Origin of the sequence: Halorhodospira sp. 9621, assembly GCF_022228055.1 — a bacterium.
Taxonomy (GTDB): domain Bacteria; phylum Pseudomonadota; class Gammaproteobacteria; order Nitrococcales; family Halorhodospiraceae; genus Halorhodospira; species Halorhodospira halophila_A.
In genome coordinates, this window is sequence record NZ_JAJNRD010000028.1 from 15,252 (window position 1) to 32,053 (window position 16,802).

Here is a 16,802-nt window from a genome sequence, read left to right on the forward strand (position 1 = left end):
GACGCGTTGTGGTCCGCCGCCCCCGCTGCTACGGTCCGTAGGGTATGACCTACTGCCTCGCCATCGCGGTGGATGAGGGCCTGGTCTTCGCATCGGACAGCCGCACCCACGCCGGCGTCGACCAGGTCAGCACCTACAGCAAGATGTTCGCGTACGCCCGGCCGGGCGAGCGCAATCTTGTCGTGCTCTCCGCCGGCAACCTGGCCACCACCCAGGCGGTGGTCCGGCGGCTGAATCGCGACTGGCAATCCGGCGCTGAGCCCTCGCTGGCCACCGCGGCCACGCTCGAGGACGCCGCCGAGTACCTCGGCGAGGTCAGCGTCGAGCTGCAGCGGCGCACCGTGGAGCAGTCGGGCCAGCAGACCGGCCTGGCCGTGGAGGCAACCTTTCTGATCGGCGGCCAGATCCAGGGGCAGGCGCCGGGGATCTACATGGTCTATCCCCAGGGCAACTTCATCACCGCCTCACCGCTGCACCCGTTCCTGCAGATCGGCGAGACCAAGTACGGCAAGCCGATCCTCGACCGCATCGTCTCCGAACGGCTGGAACTGGACCGGGCGGCAACCTGTGCGCTGATCTCCATCGATTCGACCATGCGCAGCAATCTCTCCGTGGGCCCGCCCGTGGAGCTGCTCACCTACCGTCGGGACAGCCTCGAACCCGGCCACTACCGCGCCTTCCAGCCAGACGACCCCTACTTCGCGGGACTGCGCGAGGCCTGGCGCGACGGCCTGCAGCAGCTGTTCGATCAGCTCCCCGCACCGCCGCTGGACCCGGCCGACTCCACCACCTGCTGAATGAAGCGCAGCTTCTCGGCCACCGGCGCGGTGACCTTGAAGGGATAGGGGTCGCGCTGCCCCAGGCTGCGCGCCAGGGCGTTGAGCGCCTCGCTGAGTTCGTGCCAGCGCTCCAGCAGCCGCTCGATGTCCTCGCCCGGCTGCGGCAGGCCGGTGAGCTGATAGACCCCGGCGGTCTCCAGGGCGTCGGTGATGTGCAGGAAGTGGGCCCAGCTCTCGGCCCAGTCCTCCCAGGGGTGCGAGGCGGCGTAGGCACTGATGTGCCGCACGGCCCAATCCGGCCCCTGGGGGCCATGCTGGTAGTAGCGCTGCAGCGCTTGCTCGTAGGGCTCACGCTCGTCGCCGAATAGCTCGCGGAAGCGCTCCTGCCACGGCGAGCCCTCGATCAGCCGCATCCAGTAGTAGTGGCCGATCTCGTGGCGCATGTGCCCGAGCAGCGTACGGTAGGCCTCGCCGAGGGCGATGCGCGTACGCTCGCGGTGGATCTCGTCGGCCTCGGCGACGTTGATGGTGATCCGCCCCCCGGCGTGGCCGGTTATGATCTGCTGCGGCCCCTCGGGGGTGTCGGCATCGGCCAGGAACTGAAAGACCAGGCCGCGCTGCGGATCCTGCCAGCGATCGGCCAGAGGCAGGCCCAGGCGCAGCAGATCCGTGATCAGGTAGCGCTTGGCCGCCTCCAGCCGCCCCCAGTAGATGCGATTGAGTTCGTTATCCAGGTCGGGGATGGTATCCGTCAGGCGGCAGGCCAGGCACAGGGCGTCGCCGCTTTCCGCGGGCACCAGCCAGTCGCAGCTGGCAGCGGCCACGTTGGCGCAGTTGCGGTAGCGCTGCCGCCCGCCGCCGGCGGCCCGCCACAACCCGTCGGCGCCGGCATCCAGGGCAACCACGGCGCGGCGCCGCGGATCGAACCCCAGCGCCCGCTCGCAGCTCAGGCAGCGGGTATTGCCGAAGTGCAGCCGGTTGCCGCAGGCGCAGTGGAAGAGGCGCATGGCTCAGCCGTCCGAGAAGTAGGTCTCACCCAGGCTGTCATGGACCTGGCTCAGATCAACCTGCAGGGCGTCCAGACGCCGGTGCAGCGCCCCGGCATCCAGCGGGACTTCCACCGGGGCGGTGGCGCGGCGCTCAGCGGCGGCGAGCAGCCGGCACGGGGCCTCGGGGTGCGGGAGTTCTTCCAGCGCCCGCTCCATGCGCTGGGTGCAGAAGCGCACCGAGCGCGGGAAACGGTCATCGCGCAGCAGGAAGTCGACCACCGCCGGCCCCTGGATCCCCGGGCCGCGCTGCTGCCGGAACTGGCTGTAGCCGCCCAGGTAGCGGAGCATGTTCATCCACACCGCGTCGTCCCAGGTCGGCGGGTGGTCGTCCTCGTCCCGCGGCAGCGTCGCCGCCCGCACGTCGATGGTGCGGGTGGTCATGTCGGCCCGCTCCAGATGCCGGCCGAGCATCAGGAACTGGTAAGTCGGCCCGCGGGAGAGCGTACCCTCGATCACCCCGCTGATCCCCTGGGCGTACTCGATCACCCCGCGCAGGTAGTCGAAGCGGTGGGCCCGCTCCACCGCCGTACCGGCGCCACGGTGGGTGTGGAAATAGAGCTGGTTGATGCGCTCGCGCAGCTCGTCGGGGAGCAGATCGCGCACGGTGCGGGCGTTTTCGCGCACCCGGGCGATGGCCGCGTGGATGGAGCTCGGGTGCTCCGAGGCCGGGATGAGCTGCACCATGGCGGCCCGCTCCGGGGTGAGGTTCGGGTCGCAGTGCGCGGCGGCCTCGGGCCCGCCAAGGACCTCGATCAGCGCCCGCCAGTCGATGCGCACCGCGTGGGGCTGATCCAGCGCCAGATGGGTGCCCGTACTGATCAGCCGCGCGGTGTTCTCGGCGCGTTCCAGGTAGCGGGCCATCCAGTAGACGTGTTCGGCCAGGCGCGAAAGCATCAGCCGCCCTCCTGCTCGTCGGACCTCACATCGACCACCCAGGTGTCCTTGCTGCTGCCGCCCTGAGAAGAGTTGACCACCAGCGAGTCGCGGGCGTTGGAGACACGGCTGAGTCCGCCGGTGGTCACGTGCTGCCGCGCCGCCTGGAGAACGAAGGGGCGCAGGTCGACGTGGCGCGGCTCCAGGTGTTCGCCGTTGAACGTGGGCACCGTGGACAGGCTGAGCGTCGGCTGCGCGATGAAGTTGGCCGGATCGCGGCAGATCTGCTCGGCAAAGGCGCTGCGCGTGGCGGGATCGGCGTGGGGGCCGATGAGCATGCCATAGCCGCCGGACTCGTTGGCCGGCTTGACCACCAACTCGTCCAGATGGTCGAGCACATAGGCCCGCTCGTCTTCGAACAGGCAGCGCCAGGTGGGGACATTGGCCAGCAGCGGCGCCTCGTCCAGGTAGTAGCGGATCAGCTCCGGCACGAAGGAGTAGACCGCCTTGTTATCCGCCACGCCGGCCCCCGGGGCATTGGCAATGGCCACCCGCCCTGCCCGCCAGGCCCGCATGAGCCCGCGCACCCCCAGGGCCGAGTCCGGGCGGAAGACCTCCGGGTCGAGGAAGTCGTCATCGATGCGCCGGTAGATCACGTGCACGCGCACCGGGCCGTAGATGGTGCGCATGTAGACGCAGTCGTCCTCGCCGACGAACAGATCCCGCCCCTCCACCAGCTCGATGCCCATCTGCTGCGCCAGGTAGGTGTGCTCGAAGTAGGCGGCGTTGTAGACGCCCGGGGTGAGCAGCACCACCTCGGGGTTGTCGGCGTCGGCCGGGGCCAGGCTGATCAGGGCGTCGAGCAGCTGCCCGGGGTAGTGGTCCAGCGGCCGGATGCCGGAGCCCTCGAACGGCTCGGGGAAGACCTGCTTCATCACCTCGCGGTTCTCCAGCATGTACGACACGCCGGAGGGGACGCGGAGGTTGTCCTCCAGGACGTAGAGGGTCCCGTCGCGGTCGCGCACCAAATCGGTGCCACAAATGTGGGCCCATGCACCATAAGGGAGCTTCAGGCCCTGGCACTGCGGCCGGAAGTTGCGGGACTGCTCGAGGATCTCGCGGGGCAGGATGCCGTCCCGGATCACCGCCTGCTCGTTGTAGAGATCCTCGATCAAGCGGTTGAGGGCGGTAAGCCGCTGCTTGAGCCCGGCCTCGATCCGCCCCCACTCGCGGGCGTCCACCACGCGGGGGATGACGTCCAGGGGCCAGGCGCGGTCGATGTTCTCGCCGTCGCTGTAGACGGTGAAAGTCACGCCCTTGTCGCGGATGAAGGCGTCCACCGCCCGCATGCGCTCGGCCAGGTCGTCCTCGCAGATCGAGCTCAGGTACTCGAACAGCAACCGCGCCGCCGGGCGCGGCCGGCCATCGGGCTGCAGCAGCTCGTCGTAACGCTGATCGGTGTCGAAGCCTTGGAATCGGGGTGCCATTGGGGAGCTCCTCTCTCGCCCTCCCTTAGCTAAGCACACACCGTGCCAGGCTTCCCACCCGGGCGTTCAAGTCCCGCAGAAGGTGCGCACCACCGCCTGCCCCATCTCCGGGGGCCGGGCCAGATCGGCGTGCTCCGGCTGATCCGACCACGGATCGGCGAGCACCCCGAGCAACCGTTCCATGGGGGCGAAGTCCAGTCGCTCGGTGGCGGCGTCCACGGCCCACTGCGCCAGGTGATTGCGCAGGACGAACGCCGGATTGACGGCGCGCATGGCCGCGCGGCGCTCGGCATCGCTGCGCCGCTCCGCCATCAGCCGCGCCCGCCAGGCCGACAGCCACGCATCCGCCGCCTGCGGATCCCGGAACCCCTGCCGGAACCCATCATCCCCGCGCGCATCGGTCCCGTCCAACTCGCCGAGCCGGCGGAAGGTCAGGGTCCAGTCGGCCCCTTCCGCCGCCATACGCCGGAGCAGGTCGTGGACCAGATCATCGTCGCCGGGGCGCGCCTCGGCCAGACCGATCTTCGCCCGCAACCCGGCGCGGTGGACGGCCTCAAAGTGCGGCCGGTAGCCGCTCAGGGCCTCGCGAGCGCGATCCAGGGCGCTGTCCGGGTCGTCGTCGAGCAGCGGCAGCAGCGCCTCGGCCAGGCGCGCCAGATTCCACTCGCCGATGGCCGGCTGCTGATCGAAGGCGTAGCGCCCGAAGTGGTCGATGGAGCTGTAGACGGTGCCTGGATCGAAGGCGTCGAGGAAGCCGAAGGGCCCGTAATCGATGGTCTCGCCGGCCACCGAGAGGTTGTCGGTGTTCATCACGCCGTGGATGAACCCGACGTGCATCCAGCCGGCAATCAGCTCCGCGGTGGCAGTGGCCACCGCCTCGAGCAGCGCCTGATAAGGCTGCGGTGCCCAAGTGCAGTGTGGATAGTGGCGGACCAGGACGTAGTCGGCCAGCCGCCGCACGGCCGCCTGGTCACCGCGCCGGGCGAAGTACTCGAAGGTCCCCACGCGCACGTGGCTCGACGCCACCCGGGTGAGGACCCCGCCAGGCTCCGGGCTGTGGCGCCAGACGGTTTCGCCGGTGGCCACCGCCGCCAGGGTGCGGGTGGTGGGGATGCCGAGGGCGGCCATCGCCTCGCTGGCCAGGTACTCCCGCACCACCGGGCCGATGGGCGCGCGCCCGTCGCCGCCGCGGGAGAACGGCGTCGGTCCGGCGCCCTTGAGCTGGATATCGCGCCGGACGCCGTCGACATCGATCAGCTCGCCGAGGAGCAGCGCCCGGCCGTCGCCGAGCTGCGGGACGAAGTGCCCGAACTGATGCCCCGCGTAGGCCTGGGCAACGGGATCCGCCCCGGCGGGCACCCGATTGCCGGCGAATACCGCCAGCCCCGCCTCACCCGCCAGCGACTGGGGCTCGAGCCCGAGCTGCCGGGCCAGCGGGCGATTAAGCCGCACCCACTGCGGCCGCGCCACCGGGGTCGGCCCGAGCCGGGCATGGAAGCGATCGGGCAGCGCGGCGTAGGTCGCCTCCCAAGGCAGGCTGTCGATCTCGCTGAGCGGTGGACGCACGGCACCACCCCGCAATCCGCTGATTGGGATTCCATGATGCCGCGATGACGGCGCGCATTCGGCCCACCCGGCGTCCGGGAAAACCGGCCCCGCCGATGGAACCGCTCCGGCCCGCCGGCTCCGGGCTGCCCACGGCCATTCCTTCGGCCGGCGCGCCGCACCGGCCAACCAACAAGGAATCGAGCGGACATGGTATCTTGAATACCCAGAAGAAAAGGCAGGCTTTCGCGCCTGGGTGGCGACGGGGCTCCCGCGGTGGACGCCGGGCCGGTGCTGGCTTACGGTAGATGCCACGGGCAACCCCCGGGACAGGCAGGGATTGCGCGCCCCCCAGCGCGGCTGCCGCGGGCTCAAGATCGGGTAGTTTGAATGGCGCCAGACGATAGCCGCGCAGACAAGGACGACGCCCAGCGACTGATCCGCCGGGCCCTGGAGGCACTCCAGGGGGCGTTCACCGTTTCGCCGGTGCCAACCGGCGGCGATGAGGACCAGGCGCGCCTGGCCCTGCCGGCGCTGGTGCTGGCCACGGAGGCGGCGGCCATCGCCGTGCTCGACGAGCGCGGCGGGATCATCTTCGCCAACCCTAAGGCGCGGCAGCTCCTCGATCTCAACCACACCACCCCGCCCGGCGACGATCGGGCCCCGGATCCGCCGTCGGAACTGCTCGCCTTCCGCCTGGTGGCGATCACCGGCACGCCGCTGTTCGACGCCCGCTGCGAGATCCACACCGCCGAGCGCGGCCGCCACGTCCTCTCGGTCAATGCCGCCCCCCTACCGGACAGCGGGAACGGGCCGCCGCTGGTGGCCCTGGCCATGACCGACCTCACGGGGCAGTACGACTACTACGAGCACGCCCTGCGCGAGAGCGAACAGCGCCTGAAACTGGCCACCGAGGCCGCCGGGCTCGGCGTCTGGGAGTACGACCTGAAAACCGATACCTACCACTGGGACGAGCGCATGATGGCCATCTACGGCCTGGATGAATCGCAGCGGCCGGTCACCTACCAGGACTGGCTGGCCCTGCTGGTCCCGGAGCACCAGGACCGGCTGCATGCAGCGAGCAGCCCCGGCGCCGGGCGCGGCGAACGCCGCGAGATCGAGTTCCGCATCCGCCGTCCCGACGGTGAGCAGCGCCACATCCGCGCCGTCTGGCAGGGCATCGAGGATCCGCACGGACGGACCCAGCGGCTGGTGGGCACCAACGAGGACATCACCGAGCAGCGCGAGCTGCAGAGCGAGCTGGAGTACCGGGCCGCCCACGACCCGCTCACCGACCTGTTCAACCGGGCCAAGATCCAGCAACTGCTGCGCGCCGCCCAGGCCGCCTTCACCCGGCACGGTACGCCATTCGCCGTGCTGCTGTTCGATGTGGATCACTTCAAGCGCGTCAACGACCGCTACGGCCACGGCGCCGGCGACGCCGTCCTCTGGGAGATGGCCCGGCGCATCGAGAGCGTCCTGCGCGAGACCGACCACATGGGCCGCTGGGGCGGCGAGGAGTTCCTGGTCCTGGCCAGCCAGACCGACGAGGCAGGCGCCGAGACCCTGGCCGAGCGCATCCGCCGCCAGGTGGCCCAAACGCCCTTCGAGGGCGTGGGCACGGTCACGGTCAGCCTCGGGGTGGCCGCGGCCGAGGCCGGCACCTCCCTAGAGACCCTTGAACAGCGCGCCGACCGCGCGCTCTACGCCGCCAAGCACAACGGCCGCAACCAGTCCGTCCGCTACTCCCGGCTCCCGGAGACCGCCGATGATGGGCCTGCAGCCCCTGCTCGATGAGGCGGTCGCCCGCCGCGCCTCGGACCTGTTCCTGACCGTCGGGGCGCCGCCGGCGCTGAAGATCGACGGCACCGTCACCGCGCTTGAGGCCGACACGCTGGACTCCGCCGCAGTCCGCGAGCTGGTCGCCGAGACCCTCAGCGACACACAACAGGCGGAGCTGGCACAGACCCGCGAAGCCAATTTCGCCATCGTCACCGAAACCGGCGCCCGCTTCCGGGTCAGCGCCTTCTACCAGCGCGGCGAGCCCGGCCTGGTCATCCGGCGCATCGAGACCGCCATCCCCACCCTGGACGACCTCGCCCTGCCCGGCGTGCTGCGCGAACTGGCCACGCGCAAGCGCGGGCTCATCCTCTTCGTCGGGGGGACCGGCACGGGCAAGTCCACCTCCCTGGCCGCCATGATCAACGAGCGCAACGCGGCCGCCCCGGGGCACATCCTCACTGTCGAGGATCCGGTGGAGTTCATCCACCCGCACCGGCAGTGCCTGGTCACCCAGCGCGAAGTCGGGGTGGACACTGCGGACTTCGAGACGGCCCTGCGCAATGCCCTGCGCCAGGCCCCGGACGTCATCCTCATCGGCGAGGTGCGCTCCCGCGAGGTGATGGACTACGCCGTCGCCTTCGCCGAGACCGGTCACCTGACCCTGGCCACCCTGCACGCCAACAACGCCAACCAGGCCCTGGATCGGATCATCAACTTCTTCCCCGCCGACCGGCGCGAGCAGCTGCTCATGGACCTGTCGCTGAACCTGCAGGCGATCGTCGCCCAGCAGCTGATTCCCGCTGCCGACGGCCACGGCCGCGTCGCAGCGCTGGAGGTTCTGCTCAATACGCCCCTGGTCCAGGAGCGCATCCGCAACGGCGAGATCGACACCCTCAAGGCCACCATGGCGGCCTCCGAAGAGGCCGGCATGCAGACCTTCGACCATCACCTGTATCAGCTCTACGCCGAGGGCCGGATCCGGTATGAGGACGCCCTCGCCCACGCCGACTCGGCCAACGAGGTGCGGCTGCGGGTGAAGCTTGAACGGGAGGAGGACGGCTCCGACGCGACGCCGTCGGGCGGGAGCGGGCTGCGGTTGCGCAGCTGAGCCACCGCCCCGCCGCCGCCCCCGGCAGCGCCCGCGTTATCCCGAAGCGCGATCGCGGCGCGCCCCCTCGATCTCCTTCTGCCGCTTCGCCAGGCGCCGGGCGAGGACCACCTCGCCGGTACGCACGAAGTGCTCGTGGTTGGCCTCCACGTCCTCGCGGATATAACGGTAGTTCACCATCAGGCCGTAGGACTCGCGCAGCCGCGCCGCCGAATCATCGGCGAAGGGATTGACCTGCTCCAGCCGGGCCCCGTTGCTCAGGTGGAAGCGGGCCACCGGATCGGCCACCGTGCCCCGGCGCTTGACCCGGGTCAGGTAGGCCCGGGCGACTCGCTCCAGGGGGGCGGCCAGCACCGCCTCGTGTCCGTGGGGTTCGGCCAGCAGCCGCCGGAAGGCCGCGACCGTATCGCCCTCGCCCGCAGCCTTGTGCAGACGGTCGCGGTCGTCCGCCAGCAGCTGTTCCAGCCAGGCGCGATCGATCGCCGGCTCCGTACCGTCGCCCCCCTCCAGCGCCCTGGCGAGCCCGGGCACCGGCGAGAGCGTGACGAACCGCTCCACCTGCGGGAACTCCGCAGCCAGCTCCTCCATAACCTGCTTGAGCAGGAAGTTGCCGAAGGAGATGCCGCGCAGCCCGAACTGGCAATTGCTGATGGAGAAGAAGACCGCGGTGTCGGCCTGGGCGGGATCGGCAACCGGCTCCTCCGGCGAGAGCAGGGGCCCCGTGCGTTCCGGGATCCCCTGGACCAGCCCCACCTCGACGAAGATCAACGGCTCGCCGGGCAGGGCCGGATGGAAGAAGCCGAAGCAGCGCCGGTCGCCTGCCAGGCGCCGGCGCAGATCCTCCCAGCCCTGGATGGCGTGGACCGATTCGTACTTGATCAGCTTCTCGAGCAGCCGCGCCGAGCTGTCCCAGTCGATACGCTGAAGCTGCAGGAACCCCGGATTGAACCAGGAGCTGAGCAGATGCCGCAGGTCCTCATCCACCGGCCGCAGGCCCGGGTCCTCGCGGAGCCTCTCGAGCAGGTGCTCGCGCAGGGCCACCAGCACCCGCGTTCCATCGGGCGCCCGGTTCAGCCGGCGGAAGAGCTCCTGGCGCGGCGGCTCGGCCACGCGCTTGAGCGCATCGAGACCGTCCCGGCCGCCGCTCTGCCGGTAGCGTTCCGCCGCCTCGCGGACCTGATCGGCATCGCACTCGAACTCGTCGCGCAGCGCCTGCAGAAAGTTCCCGGTACCTTCCGGATCGAGGCGTTCCAGACCGCGGACCACCTCCCGGGCCAGCGCCGCGCCGCTGGCCTCGCCCCGGCTGGTTAGCAGCTCCCGGCAGTGATCCGCCAGTTGCCGACTGGTCTTCGCACCGCCCTTGACCCGCGAGAGCCGCAGCCCCCGATCGGCTACCGAATCCACCAGACGATTCCACCAGGCTGTCTTCATGGCGTCACCCCATCAGTGCGTCGGGCAATCCCGTGGCAATGGCCGGGAAGATGGAAATGATCACGATGGCCAGGAGCATCAGTAGCATGAACGGCAATGCCCCGCGCAGGATCGCCCCAAGCCGCACGTCCGGTGCGATCCCCTTGAGCACGAAGAGGTTCAGCCCCACGGGCGGGGTGATCAGGCCGATCTCCAGGTTGATGGTCATGATGATCCCGAACCAGATCGGATCGAAGCCGGCCTCCAGGACCATCGGCAGCAGGATCGGGGCGGTCATCGGGATCACCGCCACCGGCGGCAGGAAGAGCCCGGCGATCAGCAGGAAGACATTGATCACTGCCATCAGCGTCCACGGATTGACGTCCAGGGCGGCCACGGCCGCCGCCGCGGCCTGCGGGACGTGGAGCGAGGAGAGCATGAAGCCGAACAAACCGGCGCAGCCGATGATCATCATGATCATCACCGAATCGCGCATGGCCGAATGGACGATGCCCCACCACGCCCGCGGCCGCCAGATCCGGTAGAGCACCACGACCATCAGGATCGCTGCCACGGCACCGACCCCGGCCGCCTCCGACGGGGTCGCCACCCCGCCGTAGAGCGCCCACATGATGAAGACGATGATCAGAAAGAACGGGATCAGCTTGGGCAGCTTGGCGAAGCGGTCCTTCCAGGAGTAGTGGATGTCGCTCTCCAGCCGGGCGAGCGTCCCGGAACGCCAGGCGACGAAGACCGCCCACATCGAGAAGAGGACGATCAGCAGAATCCCGGGCAGGATCCCGGCCAGGAAGAGGCGGCCGATGGAGGTCTCCGTCGCCACGCCGTAGATGATCATGGTGACACTCGGCGGGATCAGGATGCCCAGCGTCGAGCCGGCGCCGATGGCCCCGGTGGTCAACCCCTCGGGGTAACCGCGACGGCGCAGCTCCGGGATGCCCATCCGGCCGATGGCGGCACAGGTCGCCGGCGACGACCCGTTCAGCGCGGAGAACAGGCCACAGGCCCCGATGTTCGAGACCACCAGCCCGCCCGGCACCTTGTAGAGCCAACGGTGCAGCGCCTCGTAGACGTCGGCACCGGCCCGCGAGGACGCAATGGCCGCGCCCATCAGGATGAACATGGGGATGGCCACCAGCGTAAACTTGTCCATCGACCCGTAGAGCTGCTCGGCGAGCATTTCCACCGCCCCGACCCCCTCGAAGAAGATCAGGAACGCCGCAGCGGTCAGCCCCAGGGAGAAGGCCACCGGCGTACCGAGCAACAGAAAGACCAGCAACACGGCCAGGATGGCCAGTGCGATCCAGATGACAGTCATGCAGTTCTCCTCCTCGCGGCACTGCCCCGTTTATTGTTCTTTGAGCAGTTGCTCGGCTTCGCTGGGGAAGGGGCGCTCGCGGCCCGTGATGATGGCCGCGGTCTGGGCGATGTACTCCAGGCTCAGCAGCAGCATGCCCACCGGCATGGCCAGGTAGGGGATCCACAGCCGGGGCCCCCAGACGGACATGGAGCGCCACTGCGTCTCGTAGTACTCCAGCCACCAGATGAAGCCGGTCACGAGCAGCAGGACCACAAAGCCGAACCCGAGGGTGTTGGCGACGACCGCCAGGATCCGCTTGCCGCGTGATCCGAGCAGCATGGGCAGCAGATCCATGGTCACGTGGCCGCGCTGCTGCAGCACGTACGGGCTGCCCAGCAGGGTTGCGCCCACAAGCAGGAAGGTCACCAGCTCCGTCTGCCAGTACGTCGATTGATTCAGCCCGTAGCGGACGAAGACCATCTGGCAGACCACCAGAGCGGCCACGACCAGCATCAGGGAGGCGAGCGTCGCGGCCCCCGCGTTGAGGCCCCGCACCACGCGCAGGAATAGATCCATGGCAGGTTCTCCCGTCACACGGTGGGAAGAGGGGGACGCGCGCACCGTGGCACCGATGGGTACGCGCGTCCCCGCGGCGGTCGGCTCCCGCGTCAGTCGACGCTCAGGGCCTTATCGAGCAGCTCCTGGCCGCGCGGGGTGCTCTCCACGAACTGCGGGAAAGCACTTTCCTCGGCGACGCTGCGCCAGGCCTCGAAGTCGCTGTCGTCCATGAAAGCCACCTCGACGCCCTGCTCGCGGAAGAGCTCGATCATCTCCTGATCCGATTCCTGCGCCGCCTCGTAGGCGAAGGCCTCGGCCTCCTCGCCTGCTTCCAGGAGGACTTGCTGCTGCGCCTCGGTCAGGTCGTTGAACGACGCCTTGGAGATCAGGATCGGCTCGTACATGAACCAGAGCGCGTAATCCCCCGGCGGGGTGACGCACTCGGTCTGCTCGTAGAGCCGGTAGGAGACCCAGCTCGCCGAGCTGGTCAGCGCCGAGTCGAGCACGCCGGTCTGCAGGGCGGTGTAGATCTCGGAGCTCGGCATCGAGTTGATCGACGCCCCCGCGGCCGAGAGCATCGTCTCGAACGACTGCCCGGCACCGCGGATCTGCGCGCCGTCGACGTCCTCCGGGGCCGTAATGCACTGCTCGTTGGACCCGAAACCGCCGGCCAGCCAGGTGTGGGCCAGGACCTTGACGCCGTTGTCCTCCATGACCTCGACGATCTCGTCCATGAATGCGGACTCATTGAGCCGCTGGGCGTGATCGTGATTCTTGACCAGCCCCGGCATCAGGGTCAGGTTGAACTCCGGATGCCGACCACCGGCGTAGGCTAGCGGTAGCGCGGTGATATCGAGACGGCCGCGCGCGATCGCCGGCCACTGCTCACGGGCCCCGTACAGGGACGAGTCGGGGTAGACACGGATCTCCAGACCGGTATCGGACTCGGCGGCCCGATCCGCGAGGATCTGCACCATCTCATCCCGAAAATCCCCTTGGCCTCCCGGCCACTGGTGGGACGCGGTAAGCCGGACCTCGCTGGCGGCGAGGCTCGAAGAACCAGCCGCGAGGACCGCGGCGGCGGCAGCGGACACGCTCAGTTGCGCAATCCGGCGTTGCGGATGACTGTTTTTCATCGGGACTCCTCCCAAGCGGCATTGGATCGTCGGGATCCGACCGTCGCCGGTGCCCGGTAACCGGGTCTTGTTGTCCGCAGCGACGGCCGGATCGGGTCTCGCTTACTGCTCTCGAATGGCTGGATCCTCCCTTATTGGTGTCTGTCGGTTCGGGGTATCCGGTTCAGTGGCGTTGCCCGCCGCCCACCAGCGTGCGCCCCTGCTCGAGCAGGTGGCCCTTCATGCAGGCGTCCGCCGCCTCGGGATCGCGATCGCGGAACGCCTCCATCAGCTGCCGGTGCTCCCCGAGCGAGGCCTGCAGGCGACCCGGCGTGCGCAGCTGCCGGTGGCGGGCCAGGATCAGGATGCGGCGCAGCTCCGCCGCCACCCGCTGCAGATAGGGGTTGCCGCACAGCTCCTGCAGCCGGGTGTGGAAGCGGTAGTTGTGTTCGTAGTACCGGTCGATATCGCCGTCGGCGGCGGCGGCCTCCAGCTGCTCGTGCAGCTCGAAGAGCTCATCCACCGCCTGCTGATCGATGCGTTCCACGCACTCGCGGGCGATGAGCCCCTCCAGCACGGCCATCACCGGGAACAGGTGGGCCAGATCGTCCTGGGACAGCTCGCGCACACGGCAGCCCCGGTGCGGCTCGAGCGTGACCAGGCCGTCGGCGTCGAGGATCTTCAGCGCCTCGCGGACGGGCGTCCGGCTGACGCCGAGCTCCTCGGCCAGCGCAAGCTCATCCACCCGATCCCCCGGGCTGAGCTCCTGCCGGAAGATCCGTTCCCGCAACAGGTCTGCAACCTGGCTGTACATAGCTTTGGTGCGAAGCGAATTGGCCATGGCCTTGCGTGACTCCCTGGCGTTGGCGGTTTGTAATTATGAATGTAGAATCTATAATGCATGCCGTCAACATGGCGACGAATACGCCACGCAACCGGGGCTCCGGCCACGCCCGGCCCGCCCCGCAAGAAGAAGGCGAGGAGGAGCGATGACCCCGCAACCCACGAGCCATCCGGCCGCTCACAACCTCTACACCACCCTGGCGCAACGGGCCGCGGCGACTCCGTCCAAGCCCTTTTTGATCACACCGGAGCGCGGAACCTGGACCTACGACGAGGCCTTCGGCCTGGCCGAGCACCTCTCCGCGGTCCTGGAGCAGATCGGGGTTCGGCGCGGCGACCGGGTGGCCGTGCAAGTCGACAAGAGCCCCGAGGCAGTCGCCCTCTACCTCGCCTGCCTGCACGCCGGCGCGGTCTTCCTGCCCCTGAACACCGCCTACAAGCGATCCGAGCTCGCCTTCTTCATCCAGGATGCGGAGCCCCGCCTCGTGGTGGGCGCCCCGGAGCGTGCCGAACTGCTGCGTGGGATCGTCGCCGAGCACCCGGCGACGCGCCTGGAGACCCTCGATGCCGCGGGTGGCGGAAGCCTGCTGGAAGAAGCGGCCGCCGGCATCGGGCCGGCCCCCGCCACCGCCGCCGTCCATCCCGACGACCCGGCCAGCATCCTCTACACCTCGGGGACCACCGGCCGCCCCAAGGGCGCGGTGCTCTCCCACCGCAACCTGAGCGCCAACGCCCTGGCGCTGGAGGCCGCCTGGGGGTGGCGCCACGACGACGTGCTCATCCACGCCCTGCCGATCTTCCACGTCCACGGCCTGTTCGTGGCGCTCCACTGCGCCATGCTCGGGGCCTCGACCATCCACTTCCTGCCGCGCTTCGACGCCGGGCAGGTCGTTGCCCTGTTGCCCGAAGCGACGGTGCTCATGGGCGTACCGACCTTCTACACCCGGCTCCTTCAGCACGAGGGGCTCACCGCCGAGCAGTGCCGAACCATGCGGCTGTTCGTCGCCGGCTCGGCACCGCTGCAGGAGCAGACCTTCGAGGCGTGGCGGGCACGCACCGGCCACGCGATCCTCGAGCGCTACGGGATGACCGAGACGGGGATGAACCTGTCGAACCCCCTCGACGGGGAGCGTCGGCCGGGCACGGTCGGACGCCCCCTGCCCGGCATCCGGGCGCGGATCGTCGATGACACGGGCCACGAGGTGCCGCCGGGAACACCCGGCTCCCTGCAGATTCGGGGCCCGAACGTGTTCAACGGCTACTGGCGACTGCCGGAGAAGACCCGCGAGGAGTTCACCGATGATGGCTTCTTCATCACCGGCGACATGGCGCAGGTTAGCGAGGACGGCTACTACGCGATCATCGGCCGCGAGAAGGATCTGATCATCAGCGGCGGCTACAACGTCTACCCCAAGGAGGTGGAGAACGAGCTCGACGCCATGGATGAGGTGCAGGAGTCGGCGGTGGTGGGGCTGGACCACCCGGACCTTGGCGAGGCCGTGACCGCGTTCATCGTCCCCGCCGATGCCAACCGGCCGCCGGCCGGCGAGACCCTGATCCAGCGGCTCAAGGCCGAGCTGGCCGGCTACAAGGTGCCCAAGCAGGTCCACGTGGTCGACGAGCTGCCGCGCAACACCATGGGCAAGGTGCAGAAGAACGTCCTGCGCGAGCAGCACTCCGCCTAGGCCACCGCTGCCGGCTCAGGCGGCGGTGGCAACACCCCGTCCCTCCCCGCGGGAACACCCCGGCGCGCCATCGGCGCGTCGGGATGTCCGGCCCGTATTGTCCGCCCCACCCAGGGTTGATAATCTGCAAACACCGTTTACAAAATCCCGAGGGTGCATATGGACATCACGGACCTCCTCCGCTTTGCCGTCGAGCAGGGCGCTTCCGATCTGCACCTCTCGGCCGGGCAGCCGCCCATCATCCGCGTGGACGGCGACATCCGCCGCATCGACGCGCCGGCGTTCAGCCACAAGGAAGTGCAGCGGCGCGTCTACGACATCATGAACGACGGCCAGCGCCGCGAGCTTGAGGCGCGGATGGAGACCGACTTCTCCTTCGCCGCCCGCGGGCTGGGCCGCTTTCGCGTCAACGCTTTCCAGCAGGACCGCGGCATGGGCGCGGTTTTCCGGACCATCCCGAGCGACATCCCCACGCTGGAGGGTTTACAGGCGCCGACGATCTTCCAGGACCTGTGTCGGCTGACACGTGGGCTGATCCTGGTCACCGGGCCCACCGGCTCCGGCAAGTCCACCACCCTGGCGGCGATGATCGACGAGAAGAACCGCCAGGACGCCGGTCATATCCTTACCATCGAGGATCCCATCGAGTTCGTCCACGAGCCGCAGCGCTCGCTGATCAACCAGCGCGAGGTCCACCGCGACACGCAGAGCTTCGACGCCGCCTTGCGCTCGGCGTTGCGCGAGGATCCGGATGTGATCCTGGTCGGCGAGCTGCGCGACCTGGAGACCATCCGCCTCGCCCTGACCGCCGCCGAGACCGGTCACCTGGTCTTCGGCACCCTGCACACGTCCTCGGCGCCGAAGACCATCGACCGCATCATCGACGTCTTCCCCGCCGCCGAGAAGGCCATGGTCCGCTCCATGCTGTCGGAGTCCCTGCAGGCGGTCATCTCGCAGACCCTGCTCAAGCGCATCGGCGGCGGCCGTGTCGCGGCCCACGAGATCATGATCGGCACCTCGGCCATCCGCAACCTCATCCGAGAGGACAAGGTGGCGCAGATGTACTCGACGATCCAGACGGGACAGGCGCAGGGGATGCAGACCCTCGATCACGCCCTGCAGCGGCTGCTCCAACGCGGCGAGGTGGAACACGCGGTGGCCACGGCGGCGTCTGCGCACGGGCTCGCCTGAGGGCGCCTGCGTACACCGGCTTGGGCGTTTACGGCTGATCGCCGCGAACCCACGGGCGC

At 69.3% G+C, this 16,802-nt stretch carries 14 protein-coding genes; 5 read left to right on the forward strand and 9 right to left on the reverse strand.

Annotated features, from left to right (window positions below; genetic code table 11):
- The first annotated feature begins 44 nt into the window (after positions 1 to 44).
- On the forward strand, positions 45 to 797 hold the full coding sequence (locus LRF89_RS11140; protein WP_201168123.1) for a proteasome-type protease: 753 nt from the start codon (positions 45 to 47) through the stop codon (positions 795 to 797).
- On the opposite strand, the gene LRF89_RS11145 is transcribed toward LRF89_RS11140, so the two are convergent.
- From LRF89_RS11145 to LRF89_RS11160, 4 genes are all read right to left on the reverse strand, one after another.
- The gene (locus LRF89_RS11145; RefSeq protein ID WP_201168124.1) at positions 749 to 1,786 is read right to left on the reverse strand and encodes a zinc-binding metallopeptidase family protein; all 1,038 of its coding nucleotides are present in this window, start codon (positions 1,784 to 1,786) and stop codon (positions 749 to 751) included. The genes LRF89_RS11140 and LRF89_RS11145 overlap by 49 nt on opposite strands.
- 3 nt (positions 1,787 to 1,789) lie before the next feature.
- Positions 1,790 to 2,722: an alpha-E domain-containing protein gene (locus LRF89_RS11150; RefSeq protein ID WP_201168125.1), complete on the reverse strand. Its 933-nt coding sequence runs from the start codon at positions 2,720 to 2,722 to the stop codon at positions 1,790 to 1,792.
- Positions 2,722 to 4,188, reverse strand: a complete 1,467-nt coding sequence (locus tag LRF89_RS11155) for a circularly permuted type 2 ATP-grasp protein (RefSeq protein WP_201168126.1) — start codon at positions 4,186 to 4,188, stop codon at positions 2,722 to 2,724. The genes LRF89_RS11150 and LRF89_RS11155 overlap by 1 nt, the downstream gene beginning before the upstream one ends.
- 66 nt (positions 4,189 to 4,254) lie before the next feature.
- Positions 4,255 to 5,754: a protein adenylyltransferase SelO gene (locus LRF89_RS11160; RefSeq protein ID WP_238637129.1), complete on the reverse strand. Its 1,500-nt coding sequence runs from the start codon at positions 5,752 to 5,754 to the stop codon at positions 4,255 to 4,257.
- A gap of 369 nt (positions 5,755 to 6,123) precedes the next feature.
- Between LRF89_RS11160 and LRF89_RS11165 the strand changes: the two genes are divergently transcribed.
- Entirely contained in the window at positions 6,124 to 7,530 is a 1,407-nt protein-coding gene (locus tag LRF89_RS11165) for a sensor domain-containing diguanylate cyclase (protein WP_238633029.1), read from the forward strand.
- A complete protein-coding gene (locus tag LRF89_RS11170) occupies positions 7,505 to 8,623 on the forward strand; it encodes a PilT/PilU family type 4a pilus ATPase (RefSeq protein ID WP_238637133.1) in 1,119 nt (372 codons plus the stop codon). Before LRF89_RS11165 ends, LRF89_RS11170 begins: the two co-directional genes overlap by 26 nt.
- A 36-nt stretch (positions 8,624 to 8,659) precedes the next feature.
- Here LRF89_RS11170 and LRF89_RS11175 read toward each other — a convergent pair whose 3' ends face one another.
- The 5 genes from LRF89_RS11175 to LRF89_RS11195 all read right to left on the reverse strand — a co-directional run bounded on the left by LRF89_RS11175 (position 8,660) and on the right by LRF89_RS11195 (position 13,865).
- Complete coding sequence (locus tag LRF89_RS11175; protein ID WP_238635749.1) at positions 8,660 to 10,054, reverse strand: malonyl-CoA decarboxylase; 1,395 nt, start codon at positions 10,052 to 10,054, stop codon at positions 8,660 to 8,662.
- A gap of 4 nt (positions 10,055 to 10,058) precedes the next feature.
- A complete protein-coding gene (locus LRF89_RS11180; RefSeq protein WP_201168135.1) occupies positions 10,059 to 11,369 on the reverse strand; it encodes a TRAP transporter large permease in 1,311 nt (436 codons plus the stop codon).
- Between the two features lie 30 nt (positions 11,370 to 11,399).
- On the reverse strand, positions 11,400 to 11,927 hold the full coding sequence (locus tag LRF89_RS11185; protein ID WP_238637130.1) for a TRAP transporter small permease: 528 nt from the start codon (positions 11,925 to 11,927) through the stop codon (positions 11,400 to 11,402).
- 92 nt (positions 11,928 to 12,019) lie between these two features.
- Positions 12,020 to 13,045 carry a TRAP transporter substrate-binding protein DctP gene (gene dctP, locus LRF89_RS11190; protein WP_201168141.1) on the reverse strand — a complete coding sequence of 342 codons (1,026 nt, stop codon included), beginning with the start codon at positions 13,043 to 13,045 and terminating at the stop codon, positions 12,020 to 12,022.
- A gap of 163 nt (positions 13,046 to 13,208) precedes the next feature.
- Positions 13,209 to 13,865, reverse strand: coding sequence for a GntR family transcriptional regulator (locus tag LRF89_RS11195; protein WP_201168143.1), 657 nt, complete (start codon positions 13,863 to 13,865; stop codon positions 13,209 to 13,211).
- Between the two features lie 148 nt (positions 13,866 to 14,013).
- Between LRF89_RS11195 and LRF89_RS11200 the strand changes: the two genes are divergently transcribed.
- Entirely contained in the window at positions 14,014 to 15,552 is a 1,539-nt protein-coding gene (locus LRF89_RS11200) for an AMP-binding protein (protein ID WP_238637131.1), read from the forward strand.
- A 159-nt stretch (positions 15,553 to 15,711) separates the two neighbouring features.
- Positions 15,712 to 16,743 carry a type IV pilus twitching motility protein PilT gene (locus LRF89_RS11205; RefSeq protein WP_238637132.1) on the forward strand — a complete coding sequence of 344 codons (1,032 nt, stop codon included), beginning with the start codon at positions 15,712 to 15,714 and terminating at the stop codon, positions 16,741 to 16,743.
- Positions 16,744 to 16,802: the final 59 nt, after the last annotated feature.

Excerpts from the sequence above, each read along its gene's own strand:
- LRF89_RS11205 (WP_238637132.1), top strand. The coding sequence starts at position 15,712 with ATGGACATCACGGACCTCCTCCGCTTTGCCGTCGAGCAGGGCGCTTCC.
- LRF89_RS11195 (WP_201168143.1), bottom strand. The coding sequence starts at position 13,865 with ATGGCCAATTCGCTTCGCACCAAAGCTATGTACAGCCAGGTTGCAGAC.
- LRF89_RS11185 (WP_238637130.1), bottom strand. The coding sequence starts at position 11,927 with ATGGATCTATTCCTGCGCGTGGTGCGGGGCCTCAACGCGGGGGCCGCG.
- LRF89_RS11165 (WP_238633029.1), top strand. The coding sequence starts at position 6,124 with ATGGCGCCAGACGATAGCCGCGCAGACAAGGACGACGCCCAGCGACTG.
- LRF89_RS11145 (WP_201168124.1), bottom strand. The coding sequence starts at position 1,786 with ATGCGCCTCTTCCACTGCGCCTGCGGCAACCGGCTGCACTTCGGCAAT.
- LRF89_RS11140 (WP_201168123.1), top strand. The coding sequence starts at position 45 with ATGACCTACTGCCTCGCCATCGCGGTGGATGAGGGCCTGGTCTTCGCA.
- dctP (WP_201168141.1), bottom strand. The coding sequence starts at position 13,045 with ATGAAAAACAGTCATCCGCAACGCCGGATTGCGCAACTGAGCGTGTCC.
- LRF89_RS11150 (WP_201168125.1), bottom strand. The coding sequence starts at position 2,722 with ATGCTTTCGCGCCTGGCCGAACACGTCTACTGGATGGCCCGCTACCTG.
- LRF89_RS11175 (WP_238635749.1), bottom strand. The coding sequence starts at position 10,054 with ATGAAGACAGCCTGGTGGAATCGTCTGGTGGATTCGGTAGCCGATCGG.
- LRF89_RS11180 (WP_201168135.1), bottom strand. The coding sequence starts at position 11,369 with ATGACTGTCATCTGGATCGCACTGGCCATCCTGGCCGTGTTGCTGGTC.
- LRF89_RS11155 (WP_201168126.1), bottom strand. The coding sequence starts at position 4,188 with ATGGCACCCCGATTCCAAGGCTTCGACACCGATCAGCGTTACGACGAG.
- LRF89_RS11170 (WP_238637133.1), top strand. The coding sequence starts at position 7,505 with ATGGGCCTGCAGCCCCTGCTCGATGAGGCGGTCGCCCGCCGCGCCTCG.
- LRF89_RS11200 (WP_238637131.1), top strand. The coding sequence starts at position 14,014 with ATGACCCCGCAACCCACGAGCCATCCGGCCGCTCACAACCTCTACACC.